Origin of the sequence: Kordia aestuariivivens, from assembly GCF_014397005.1 — a bacterium.
GTDB classification, from domain to species: domain Bacteria; phylum Bacteroidota; class Bacteroidia; order Flavobacteriales; family Flavobacteriaceae; genus Kordia; species Kordia aestuariivivens.
This window is the reverse complement of record NZ_JACGWS010000010.1, coordinates 1-12,121: the sequence shown is the minus strand read 5'-3', so window position 1 is coordinate 12,121 and position 12,121 is coordinate 1. Positions and strand designations below refer to the sequence as shown.

The 12,121-nt window shown below is 34.9% G+C and carries 11 protein-coding genes and 1 rRNA gene; 8 read left to right on the top strand and 4 right to left on the bottom strand.

Translation table 11 applies throughout. From position 1 onward, the window contains the following. Positions 1–4: 4 nt before the first annotated feature. Both H2O64_RS15665 and dapF read right to left on the bottom strand, forming a co-directional pair. Entirely contained in the window at positions 5–529 is a 525-nt protein-coding gene (locus H2O64_RS15665) for a GNAT family N-acetyltransferase (RefSeq protein ID WP_187563155.1), read from the bottom strand. Next, positions 523–1,302, bottom strand: coding sequence for a diaminopimelate epimerase (gene dapF / locus H2O64_RS15660; protein ID WP_187563154.1), 780 nt, complete (start codon positions 1,300–1,302; stop codon positions 523–525). The genes H2O64_RS15665 and dapF overlap by 7 nt, the downstream gene beginning before the upstream one ends. Positions 1,303–1,586: 284 nt before the next feature. Between dapF and H2O64_RS15655 the strand changes: the two genes are divergently transcribed. The 8 genes from H2O64_RS15655 (at position 1,587) to H2O64_RS15620 (ending at position 11,127) form a co-directional block, all read left to right on the top strand. After that, on the top strand, positions 1,587–3,002 hold the full coding sequence (locus H2O64_RS15655; RefSeq protein ID WP_187563153.1) for a S1C family serine protease: 1,416 nt from the start codon (positions 1,587–1,589) through the stop codon (positions 3,000–3,002). A 196-nt stretch (positions 3,003–3,198) separates the two neighbouring features. Then, on the top strand, positions 3,199–4,647 hold the full coding sequence (locus H2O64_RS15650; RefSeq protein ID WP_187563152.1) for a glyceraldehyde-3-phosphate dehydrogenase: 1,449 nt from the start codon (positions 3,199–3,201) through the stop codon (positions 4,645–4,647). A 137-nt stretch (positions 4,648–4,784) separates the two neighbouring features. Beyond that, positions 4,785–5,381, top strand: a complete 597-nt coding sequence (locus tag H2O64_RS15645) for a tRNA (guanine-N1)-methyltransferase (RefSeq protein WP_187563151.1) — start codon at positions 4,785–4,787, stop codon at positions 5,379–5,381. Between the two features lie 19 nt (positions 5,382–5,400). Next, a complete protein-coding gene (gene trmD / locus H2O64_RS15640) occupies positions 5,401–6,078 on the top strand; it encodes a tRNA (guanosine(37)-N1)-methyltransferase TrmD (RefSeq protein WP_187563150.1) in 678 nt (225 codons plus the stop codon). A 260-nt stretch (positions 6,079–6,338) separates the two neighbouring features. Further along, complete coding sequence (rplS, locus tag H2O64_RS15635) at positions 6,339–6,692, top strand: 50S ribosomal protein L19 (protein WP_187563149.1); 354 nt, start codon at positions 6,339–6,341, stop codon at positions 6,690–6,692. 924 nt (positions 6,693–7,616) lie between these two features. Then, complete coding sequence (locus H2O64_RS15630) at positions 7,617–9,845, top strand: NADP-dependent isocitrate dehydrogenase (RefSeq protein WP_187563148.1); 2,229 nt, start codon at positions 7,617–7,619, stop codon at positions 9,843–9,845. Between the two features lie 258 nt (positions 9,846–10,103). Beyond that, on the top strand, positions 10,104–10,925 hold the full coding sequence (murQ, locus tag H2O64_RS15625; RefSeq protein WP_187563147.1) for an N-acetylmuramic acid 6-phosphate etherase: 822 nt from the start codon (positions 10,104–10,106) through the stop codon (positions 10,923–10,925). Continuing rightward, positions 10,906–11,127, top strand: coding sequence for a DUF6095 family protein (locus H2O64_RS15620; RefSeq protein WP_187563146.1), 222 nt, complete (start codon positions 10,906–10,908; stop codon positions 11,125–11,127). The genes murQ and H2O64_RS15620 overlap by 20 nt, the downstream gene beginning before the upstream one ends. Here H2O64_RS15620 and H2O64_RS24065 read toward each other — a convergent pair. Together H2O64_RS24065 and rrf are read right to left on the bottom strand one after the other, a co-directional pair. After that, positions 11,124–11,426 (bottom strand): hypothetical protein, encoded by a 303-nt coding sequence (locus H2O64_RS24065; protein WP_235982896.1) that lies wholly within the window; start codon positions 11,424–11,426, stop codon positions 11,124–11,126. The genes H2O64_RS15620 and H2O64_RS24065 overlap by 4 nt on opposite strands. 371 nt (positions 11,427–11,797) lie before the next feature. Continuing rightward, positions 11,798–11,907: ribosomal RNA gene (gene rrf, locus H2O64_RS15610) — 5S ribosomal RNA — on the bottom strand. Between the last annotated feature and the right edge of the window lie 214 nt (positions 11,908–12,121).

Genomic DNA, 12,121 nt, shown 5'->3' with positions numbered 1-12,121 from the left:
TAACTCATTCCGCTATTTTTTGATAGAATACTTCGTTTTTAAATTCACCATTGATAAAAGTCCAATCGCGCTTGACGCCAATTTGCTTGAAATCTAAACTTTCAAATAGATTGATGCTTGCCAAATTGTCTTCCCCAATATTAGCATATACTTGATGTACGTGTAAGTGCTTAAAAGCATAGTTACAAACCAATTGTAACGCTTCTTTTCCGTATCCTTTATGCTTGTGTTCGCTTTTCGCGATTAATAAACCAACACCAACACGCTTATTTTTTGGGTCAAATTCGAAAAGATCGATCAAGCCAATGCTTTCTTTTTTCATATTTACCATCACCAAACGCAATTGTTTTGCTTCGTAAATATCTTGATGCGCATTTTCTAAATACTGTTTGATTAGAAATCTAGAATATGGTGTTTGTGTTGCGCTAATTTCCCAGATAGATTCGTTATTTTCTATTTCATAGATAAATTCTAAATCTTCGGGTTCTAACGCACGTAAGTATAATTTTTCGCCTGTAAGTGTTAGCATGAAATTTCTCCTTTAAATACTTGGGTTGCTTTTCCTTTGAGGAAAATATTTTTGTATGAAGTTGCATCGCGTTCAAAAGACACCTGCAATGCTCCTCCTTCTACTTGTAATGTAACTTTATTTGCTGTTGTTTCGTGTAAATGATGCATTGCCAGTGCAACTGCCGTTACGCCAGTTCCACACGAAAGCGTTTCATCTTCTACGCCTCTTTCATAGGTTCGTACTCTAAATTCGGTATCTGAAAGCTTTTTTACAAAATTCACATTGGTACCTTCTTCAAAATACGGCGCGCCATACCGAATTGCAGCTCCTTCTTTTTGTATGTTAAATTGATTGATTTCTTCTTTGAATACTACATGATGTGGTGAACCTGTATCTAAAAACACATAACCATCGTGTTGTTCAATGCTTGAAACATCTTGCATTTGCAAATTGACCACATCACCGTCAATCGTTGCGTAATGTTTTCCATCAATTGCTCTAAAAGTGGTCTCATTTTTAATAACTCCGAGAAAATTCGCGAAAGCAACAATACAACGTCCACCATTACCACACATGGTACTTTCGTTTCCATCCGCATTGTAATAGACCATTTTAAAATCGTATTCAGCATCGTGTTCCAACAGAATCAATCCATCAGCGCCTATGCCAAATTTTCGGTCGCACAAATGGTTGACAAGTTTGGTATCATTTTTGGAAAATTGTAATTGTCGATTGTCAATCAATACAAAATCATTCCCTGTGCCTTGATATTTATAAAACGATTGTATCATTTTTGAGGTTTGATGCCGACAAAAGTACAAAATAAAAGGTATTAAATCTCAAAGGAATCTGCCTAAGAAGTCACAATAATGTATGAATCTGTATTATTAGATAAAGTACCTTTAATAATTGTTTTAAGTTCATTTTAACAGACTTATTAAAATTCCGTTAAAGTGTCGTTAAAGTTAAAATACGACTACAATAAATCTGTAATTTTAAGTGTTAAACTAAGACAAAGAGTTAGTTACTATTAAAATCATCAATACAAATTACTAATTATAATCAATTGAAAAACATGAAAAAATTTGCAAGTTTACTATTCGTTTCTATTCTTGGAGGCGTCATCAGCATTGGAGCTTATAAATTCTTTTCAGAAACACCTGAAAAAGTTGAACAAGCTTCTGTTTTTGAACAACAAACGTATGTTCCAACAAACTTTGTTAATACACCAACAACAAATGCAGCTACAAACGGTATTGATTTTACCGTAGCGGCTGAGAAGACAATTCACGCTGTAGTACACGTAAAAAATAAAATGACGAAGGTTGCACCGCGAAGTATCTGGGATTTATATAATGGTACAGGACGACCGCAAACACAGATTGGTTCAGGTTCCGGAGTTATTATTACGCCTGATGGATATATTGTAACCAACAATCATGTGATTAAAGAATCTAACGAGATTCAAGTTACCTTAAATAATAATAAAAATTATATTGCCACTTTAGTGGGAACAGACTCAAATATGGATATTGCTTTGTTGAAGATTGAAGCAGACGAAGAACTTCCATATATTTCTTTTGGCGATTCGGACAATGCAAAAATTGGCGAATGGGTGTTGGCGGTTGGAAATCCGTTTAATTTAACATCAACCGTAACTGCGGGAATTATTAGTGCTAAAGGAAGAGATTTGAACGAAGGCGATAAGTTAAGTCAATCTTTCATTCAGACAGATGCCGCGGTAAATCCAGGGAATTCTGGTGGTGCATTGGTAAACACCAATGGTGAATTGATCGGAATTAATACTGCCATTTCCTCACAAACTGGTTCTTATATTGGGTATTCATTTGCGGTTCCAAGTAATATTGCGCAAAAAATTGTCAATGATTTATTAGAGTTTGGCGATGTGCAAAAAGGTTTGTTGGGAGTTTCTGGAGGTTCTTTAAATTCAGTCGTTGCTGAAAGATTAAGTATCGATGAAACGGAAGGTTTTTATGTGGATAAAGTATTTGAAGATTCGGGAGCTGACAAAGCTGGAATTGTTAAAGGTGATATTATTAAAAAACTAGATGATGTAAAAATTTCTAAATTCTCTGACTTATCAGGATATTTAAGTGCAAAACGCCCAGGCGATGTTGTAAATGTGATGGTTCTACGTGATGATGATTTTGAAACATTCGCCGTAACCTTAGTAAAAGAAGAAATTGCAAACAGTGTCAACTTAATGAATATGACATTAGAGAACTTAAGCAAAGAAGATGCTGAAAAACTCGAAATTAATTACGGATTAAAAGTTACCGACAATAATAACCCACAATTATATAAAGAACTTGGCATTACACCAGGATATGTGTTGGTAGAAGTCAATGGTAAAAAAGTAAAATCTGCGGAAGCATTAAAAGGTTTTATTAATAGTTATGGTGAAGATCAAGTTAAAATCTTAGCCTTTATCAGTCCAAAAGGACAATACGAGCGTTTTATCTTTCGATAAATTGCCATCTATATATGTTGGAAAAGCGAGACACCTTAAAGTGCCTCGCTTTTTTTGTGATTTATCAATAATTTCTTGATCTTAAAATTGTTCCTTCAGAAGCGTCCTAAAAAAACTTTTTCATTTGTTTACGAAAACGTTTGAAATTGTATACTTTTGCGCAAAATTGTAAACACAACTACACAAATTTAAGTCTATGAGTTTTAATGATATTTACGAAAAGGAACTCACTTTTCAAGCAGATAGAAGACGTGCTACTGTTGAATTTATTAAGAATGTAAGCGATTTATGGTATGATAAATCTATTGAGCTTGTCATTTTTAGAAATCAACTAATTGACAGAAATGTGAGTGAGATTTTAAATCTACACGAATATGCAGGTCAATTTGTACAAAAACCAATCTCTATTTTTGATACTGTTGAAATTGCACAAGCTATTTCAAAAATGGATCTTCCGCCATCTAAAATTGATATCGGGAAATTAACGTACGAGTATCACTTAGAAGACAATCAGCATGCAAACGCAACTTCATTTGTAGTTGACAAATTGAAAGACGCTAAAAAATCTTCGAGTATCAAACCAAAAGATGTCGTTTTATATGGCTTTGGTCGTATTGGACGTTTATTAGCCAGAGAGTTAATGACACGTACAGGTCGTGGAAACCAATTACGCTTACGCGCGATTGTAACTCGTGGAAAAGTTGATGCAACGGTTTTAGAAAAAAGAGCATCCCTATTACGCAACGATTCTGTTCACGGAGATTTCCCTGGAACTGTTGGTATCGATGTTGAAAATTCAGCATTAATCATTAATGGAACTACAGTACATATCATTTCGGCTAACGGACCAGAAGAAATTGATTATACAAGCTACGGGATTAACGATGCATTAATTATTGACAATACAGGTGCATTTAGAGATAAAGAAGCGCTAGAAAGACACTTAGTGCCAAACGGAGCTAACAAAGTATTACTAACAGCACCAGGAAAAGGAATTCCCAATATAGTATATGGTGTAAATCACCAAGAACACAATCCGGATGAAGTAGATATTTTCTCTGCTGCTTCTTGTACAACGAATGCCATTACACCTGTTTTAAAAGCAGTTGAAGATTCTTTCGGATTAAAACACGGACATTTAGAAACGATTCACGCATATACAAATGACCAGAATTTGGTAGATAATATGCACAACAAATACCGTCGTGGTAGAGCTGCAGCACTAAATATGGTAATTACGGAAACGGGCGCTGGAAAAGCGGTTTCAAAAGCATTGCCATCTTTAGAAGGAAAATTAACTTCAAATGCTATTAGAGTTCCTGTTCCAAACGGTTCATTAGCGATTTTAAATCTTGAAATTGAAAATACAACTTCACTCGAAGGTGTCAATACAATTTTAAAGAAATATGCGTTAGAAGGTGATTTGGTTGAGCAAATCAAATACGAATTAAACGATGAATTGGTTTCTTCTGATATTGTAGGTTCTTCGGCGCCATCAATTTTTGATAGCAAAGCAACTATCGTTCGTGAAGACGGAAAAAATATCATCTTATATGTTTGGTATGATAACGAATACGGCTATTCGCATCAAGTAATGCGATTGGCTAAATATATTTCGAAAGTAAGACGTTATACATACTATTAATCGTAGACAATTATACGAAAGGAAAAGAGTCTCTAGTTAGAGGCTCTTTTTTTAGTTAATAAATCTCTTAAGATTTCATACAATAAATAAAAATATCTTCGTTTATTTGACAACAGTTATTTTAAACCTGAAAGACCATGAAAGTGAAATACCTATTCCTAGCAATAACGCTAAGCTTTTCTGTCCTAGTTAGCGCGCAAAATGTAGCAAAAAACGCAAACTTAAAATTAAAAGAAGGACCAATTAATGAGCAATTTGAGTTCATTCTTAAGAATTCCAACAAATACAAAAATTATAAGGTTGTAAAACGTGTTTGGATTGAAAAATTACAAAAAAACGTTGCGGATTCTATCAATGCTGTACGCAAAGATTTTATCGAAGAAATGGCGAAAGTGGCGACCCAACAAACAGAAATTGAAAAATTAAAAACGGATTTAGCTGCTGTAAATCAAAAAATAGCTGACTTAAATACTGAAAAAGATAGTATTTCCCTACTCGGATTGCAACTGAGCAAAGGTTCATACCAATCATTAATGTGGGGAATTATTGGAGTTTTGGCTGCTTTATGGTTGTTTTTTGCATACCGATTCAAAGCGAGTAACACCATTACAAAAGAAGCGAACGCAAAACTAGCGGAAACAGAACAAGAATTTGAAGAACATCGCAAACGCGCTTTAGAACGTGAACAACAAGTTCGCAGAAAGCTTCAAGATGAAATCAACAAGAATAAATAAACGCTAATTTCCACCTGCAATGCGCATCGATATCATTTCCGTAGTTCCCGATTTATTAACAAGTCCTTTTAGTGCTTCTATCTTAAAAAGAGCTATTGACAAAGGCATTGTGGAAATACACATTCACAACTTACGTGAATATGCAACGGATAACTACAAATCCATTGACGATTACCAATTTGGTGGTGGTGCAGGCATGGTAATGATGATTGCTCCGATTGATAAATGCATTTCTGATTTAAAAGCTGAACGCGACTATGATGAAATCATTTATATGACGCCTGATGGAAAGACCTTAAATCAAGGAACTTCCAACGAGCTTTCCTTGAAAGAAAACATTATGATTCTTTGCGGACATTATAAAGGTGTCGATCAGCGTGTACGCGATCATTTTATTACCCGAGAAATTTCTATTGGTGATTATGTCCTTTCTGGTGGCGAATTGGGCGCAGCTGTACTGTGCGATTCCATCATTAGATTAATTCCTGGTGTATTAGGGAATGAAACTTCTGCCCTAACTGATTCGTTTCAAGACAATTTACTAGCGCCGCCGGTATACACAAGGCCTGCGAGTTACAAAGATTGGGACGTTCCGGAAGTATTATTATCTGGAAACTTTCCTAAAATAGAAGCTTGGCGTGAAGAACAAGCCTACGAACGTACGAAAGCATTACGACCTGACTTATTAGATGATTAGAATCGCTTCGCTTTTGGACTCGTCCCGTGTAGGCAGGAATCTCTTAGTATTTTGGTATCGCTTCGCTGTTACATTATGATCTCTTTTAAACATTAAAAACAGTAACAAAAGCGTCATTTCGAGTGATTTTCGATAGAAAATTGTATCGAGAAACATTGCACATTCATAATAAATAGTTATTTTTGCACTCAATTTTGGATCAACCTCTGGCGATAGACGTGAATATGTTGGTTTGAATTAATATTTATAAAAAGTTTAAAATGGAAGCTTTAATTAAATTTGTACAAGACGAATTTGTACCAACAAAAGACTTTCCTGAATTTGCAGCAGGAGATACTATTACAGTTTATTACGAAATCCGTGAAGGTGAAAAAACACGTACACAGTTCTTTAGAGGAGTTGTAATCCAACGTAGAGGTTCAGGATCTACTGAAACATTTACAATCAGAAAAATGTCTGGTACAGTAGGTGTTGAGCGTATTTTCCCAGTTAATTTACCAGCACTTCAACGTGTTGAAGTAAACAAAAGAGGTAAAGTTCGTAGAGCTCGTATCTTTTACTTTAGAGGTCTTACTGGTAAGAAAGCAAGAATCAAAGAGAGAAGATTCAAATAAAATCTTCCAAACACATACAATAAAAAAGTCCTGCAAATTGCAGGACTTTTTTCGTTATACCAGGTATTGATTGAATGTATCGTAAGAGAAAATGATGATTCTTTTCTTTATATAAAACATAAAAATCAAGCATAGCCATAATTACGGTTTATTTTTATGCTGAAATAGAAAGAGAAAAAGGGCGTTTTATTGCGGTAAATTCAATTGGTAAATGGTATTATGAACAATTGTTGATAAACTAGGTTCATATCTTGTTGATTTCTAATTTATTATATTTCTTGCTTTTTCAAAAACTTATACTACATTTATAAAACGAAATACAAAGAGGCAATGCAAATTGATCTTTGTAGATCTAACAAGAACGTTCTAACAAAGGTTGTTATTTTAGTAGGTTTTTTGGAACTGATTTTTGGACACAAAAATTACAAAGAAAAATGTATCTCTATTTCTAAGATAGGACACTATAGTAGACTCAAGGAGAAACGCTGAAACTTGTTAGTATTGCTAAGATGCTAACGAAGTGTTATGCCGACCTAAATTCCGAAAGGAAAAGGGGTTTGTATAAATGGACAAATTGCGAAAGCTAATCTGTACAAGTAGGTATATTAAAAAAACAGCTGAAATAGGATTTCAGTAAAGGTAAAATGCCAATAACGACAGAACCTATTTCAAACCCGAAGTCTAGCTGTGTTTAGCGTAGCAATACAAGTTTTTGATAAGCAATTATTAAAAAATTAAACACAATATTCTTCAGAAAGCCATATCAAGGTAAGCAATTACAATGATATGGCTTTTATTTTGTTAAAATATCACACAATCTGAACGGACTGCTTCGCAATATTTTCTTAAATCCACTATCATTTTCGTATATTCGCATTTCGAAAAATACATTCAATTATTCCAATCTTTTATTTGTAACGAAATATGACAAAATCAACTAAGATTATCTATACAAAAACTGATGAAGCACCAGCTTTAGCTACACATTCCTTTTTACCAATCGTAAAAGCATTTACAGCTCCATCTGGTATTGACATTGAAACCAAAGATATTTCTTTAGCAGGAAGAATTTTAGCAAATTTCCCAGAATACTTAACAGCAGCACAAAAAGTAAGTGATGCATTAGCAGAATTAGGAGATTTAGCAAAAACACCTGAAGCCAACATTATAAAATTACCAAACATTAGTGCTTCAGTACCGCAGTTGAAAGCAACCATTACAGAACTACAAGCAAAAGGATATGCAATTCCTGATTATCCAGAAGAAGCAGAAACGGAAGAAGATAAAAAAATACTTTCTCAATATAACAAAGTAAAAGGTTCGGCAGTAAATCCAGTATTACGTGAAGGAAACTCCGATCGTAGAGCGCCAAAAGCAGTTAAAAACTACGCAAAGAAAAATCCGCACAGTATGGGCGCTTGGTCTTCTGACTCAAAAACACATGTTGCGACGATGAATGCTGGCGATTTTCGCTCGAATGAAAAATCGGTTACTGTTTCAACGGCAACAAGTGTAGCTATTCAGCATACTGACGGAAGTGGAAACACAACAACATTAAAAGCTGGAATTGATTTACTTGCTGGAGAAATTATCGATGCAACTGTATTAAGTAAAAAAGCATTATTAGACTTTTTGGCAAAAGAAATTGCAGATACAAAAGAAAAAGGTTTACTCTTCTCGCTTCACATGAAAGCTACGATGATGAAAGTAAGTGACCCTATTATTTTTGGACATGCTGTTCGTATATATTTCGCAGACTTATTTGACAAATATCAAGCTATATTTGATGAAATCGGTGTAGATGTAAATAATGGTTTTGGAAATCTTCTAAACAATCTCGCAGAATTATCGCCAGAAAAGAAAGAAGAAATAATTGGAGATATCGCAGTAGCTATGGAAAATGGTCCCGATATCGCAATGGTAGATTCTGATAAAGGAATTACCAACTTACACGTGCCAAGTGACGTAATTATTGATGCTTCGATGCCCGCAATGATTCGTGACTCTGGAAAAATGTGGAATGCAGACGGAAAAAGACAAGATACAAAAGCAGTAATTCCTGATAGTAGCTATGCAGCTTTATACGAAGTTACAATTGACTTCTGTAAAAAACACGGTGCTTTTGATCCTACAACGATGGGGACTGTCCCAAATGTTGGACTCATGGCGCAAAAAGCAGAAGAGTATGGTTCGCATGACAAAACGTTTGAAATTCCTACTGATGGAACTGTTCGTGTAGTAGATGCAGAAGGAAATACGCTAACAGAACATACCGTAGAAGCTGGAGATATTTGGAGAATGTGCCAAGTAAAAGATGCACCTATTCGCGACTGGGTAAAACTAGCCGTAAACAGAGCACGTGCAACAGGTTCGCCAACAGTTTTTTGGTTAGATCAAGAAAGAGCGCATGATGCAGAAATCATCAAAAAAGTAAATCTTTACTTAAAAGATCACAATACAGAAGGATTAGAAATTCATATTCTTGCATTAGCAGAAGCTACACAATTCACGCTTGAGCGCACAAAAGATGGAAAAGATACAATTTCAGTAACTGGAAATGTATTGCGTGATTATCTAACAGACTTATTCCCAATCTTAGAATTAGGAACAAGCGCAAAAATGTTATCAATCGTGCCATTAATGAATGGTGGCGGATTATTTGAAACTGGCGCTGGTGGATCTGCACCAAAACACGTACAACAATTTACAAAAGAAGGACACTTACGCTGGGATTCATTAGGTGAGTTTTTAGCATTAGCTGTCTCATTAGAACATTTAGGCTCAACATACAACAACAACAAAGCAATTGTACTCTCAGAAACTTTGGATGATGCGACGGATAAATTCTTAGACAACAAAAAATCACCTTCTCGTAAAGTAAATGAACTTGACAATAGAGGAAGTCATTTCTATCTAGCACTATATTGGGCACAAGGATTGGCTGCACAAGATACAGATGCTGAACTTAAAGCACGCTTCACTCCTATTGCGAAGGAATTAGCAGAAAACGAAACAAAAATCGTAACGGAACTAAACAATGCACAAGGTTCGCCGATGGATATTGGCGGATACTACATGCCAAATGAAGATTTGGTTTCTAAGGCAATGCGTCCAAGTGAAACATTCAATAACATATTGAGCACAATTTCGTAATCAAAATATAAATAATATAAAATCACTAAAAAGCTTCTTATTTATAAGGAGCTTTTTTTATTTAGCCATATTAGTTCACTAAAGACTAAATTATCGCATTTAAAATTCAACATTTAGCATTTATAATTTATAATTAGGGCGTTCCCACAAGGGTCGTGCTATCCGCTATATCTCCCGAGAAAATCGGGAGGATGCCGCTTCTATCACTAACGCAAAAAAACCAGTAGAAATCTACACAAAAAACTGTATTTTTGAACTATGGAATTCATCAAAACAACGGAGCAAGATTCAAAATACAATCATCTTGAAAAAATGAGCGTATCAGAACTACTGACCAACATCAATAACGAAGACAAAAATGTTCCGCTTGCGGTTGAAAAAGTAATTCCTAAAATAGAAAACTTGGTTTCTGATATTGTAGCCAGAATGAAAAATGGTGGACGATTGTTCTACATTGGCGCAGGAACAAGCGGAAGGCTTGGAATTGTAGATGCTTCGGAATGTCCACCGACATTTGGCGTTTCGCACGAATTAGTTGTCGGATTAATTGCTGGTGGCGATATCGCTATTAGAAAAGCGGTAGAATTCGCCGAAGACGATACCGAACAAGGTTGGAAAGATCTACAACAACATAAAATCACTCCAAAAGATACTGTAATTGGTATTGCTGCTTCCGGAACAACTCCGTATGTAATTGGAGCGCTAAAAGAATGTAACAAACACAACATTCTAACAGGTTGCATCACTTGCAATCAAAACAGTCCGTTATCAAACGTATCAAAACATCCAATAGAAGTCATTGTAGGTTCTGAATTTGTTACAGGAAGTTCTAGAATGAAAGCAGGAACGGCTCAAAAACTAGTTCTCAATATGATTTCAACTGCTGCGATGATTCAATTAGGAAAAATAAAAGGAAACAAAATGGTCGATATGCAACTCAGCAATCATAAATTGGTTGAAAGAGGTGTAAAAATGATCATGTCAGAATTGCAAATTCCATCAGAAGAAGCAAAAAAACTATTAGAACAATATAAAAACGTACGATTAGCAATCTCTAACTATGACAAAAAGAACAAATAAAGAACTACTCGGAAAAGGATTAAAACTAATGGCGGGATCGCTCGTTTGTATGTTTGCAGGTCCTGTGGTATTACATTCGGCATTCAAAAATCAAGAACATCCATTATACATACCAATACTAATAATTGGACTCGCTATTGCCGCTGGCGCAATCATACTAGCTTTCAAAGGAATGCGAAAAATAACGGATGCTATATTTTAGCCAACCTTTGTATTTTTCAAAACTGCCTTTGGTGTCGTAGGATTATATCCAAAATTTTCGTCTTCAATAACCACATCCAAACGATCCATAATATATCCAATAATTGCATAATGGTGTACAGTATGTCCATTTGCTTGCGCCAAAATTGCGCCTAATGTATACTGCAATGTAACATTTCCATCACCTAAATCATCTTCTACATCTAATAATAAAGTTAAATCTGCACTATACAAGTCTTTTAGCTTACTAGCTACAGTATCAATCTCAGAAATTGCGCAATTACAATCACGTTCTATCATTTGACTTCGTTCTCGCAAAGTCAGATCAATGTGTTTACTTTCTAATCCTTTAAAAATACAATTATAAAAATCTAAAATATGCCGTATATGCGAACCTACACTAGAATAATAAGGCCCGATCTCTTTACAGCAGTAAGAAATATCGTTTAATTCAGTTAAAAGGTTTTTGGACTTGTATAAAGTATTCAGAAGCGAATCTATCACCATGGTATTCATAATCAAACTTTGTGTTCAATATACTAAAAAAACAATATAGTAAATACAAAACATCTTATATTATTCTAAAAGTTATACTTAACTTCAATTAGTCATTCTTTTGCTTAGATTTTAGGCACAAAAAAACCCTTACCTATTGGGGTAAGGGTTTTAAAAAAAGGCGGCGACATACTCTCCCACATTTCTGCAGTACCATCTGCGCTAATGGGCTTAACTTCTCTGTTCGGAATGGTAAGAGGTGAGCCCCATTGCTATAACCACCTTAAATCTTTAGTTCCCAACTTGATTGGGAATCTGTTGCAATTTGTAATCAAGTAAGCTATTAAAAGCTAACAACACTACAACTAACAATTAATAAGTTAACATATTGAGATAAAAAAAAGAGTTAAATTTAAAATAACAAGAGCCAGTACATAAGCCTACGGGTAATTAGTACTACTCGGCTATGACATTACTGCCTTTACACCTATAGCCTATCA

Bases quoted from the DNA above. Each gene is read 5' to 3' on its own strand.
- H2O64_RS15665 (WP_187563155.1), bottom strand. From the start codon at position 529: ATGCTAACACTTACAGGCGAAAAATTATACTTACGTGCGTTAGAACCC.
- dapF (WP_187563154.1), bottom strand. From the start codon at position 1,302: ATGATACAATCGTTTTATAAATATCAAGGCACAGGGAATGATTTTGTA.
- H2O64_RS15655 (WP_187563153.1), top strand. From the start codon at position 1,587: ATGAAAAAATTTGCAAGTTTACTATTCGTTTCTATTCTTGGAGGCGTC.
- H2O64_RS15650 (WP_187563152.1), top strand. From the start codon at position 3,199: ATGAGTTTTAATGATATTTACGAAAAGGAACTCACTTTTCAAGCAGAT.
- H2O64_RS15645 (WP_187563151.1), top strand. From the start codon at position 4,785: ATGAAAGTGAAATACCTATTCCTAGCAATAACGCTAAGCTTTTCTGTC.
- trmD (WP_187563150.1), top strand. From the start codon at position 5,401: ATGCGCATCGATATCATTTCCGTAGTTCCCGATTTATTAACAAGTCCT.
- rplS (WP_187563149.1), top strand. From the start codon at position 6,339: ATGGAAGCTTTAATTAAATTTGTACAAGACGAATTTGTACCAACAAAA.
- H2O64_RS15630 (WP_187563148.1), top strand. From the start codon at position 7,617: ATGACAAAATCAACTAAGATTATCTATACAAAAACTGATGAAGCACCA.
- murQ (WP_187563147.1), top strand. From the start codon at position 10,104: ATGGAATTCATCAAAACAACGGAGCAAGATTCAAAATACAATCATCTT.
- H2O64_RS15620 (WP_187563146.1), top strand. From the start codon at position 10,906: ATGACAAAAAGAACAAATAAAGAACTACTCGGAAAAGGATTAAAACTA.
- H2O64_RS24065 (WP_235982896.1), bottom strand. From the start codon at position 11,426: ATGATAGAACGTGATTGTAATTGCGCAATTTCTGAGATTGATACTGTA.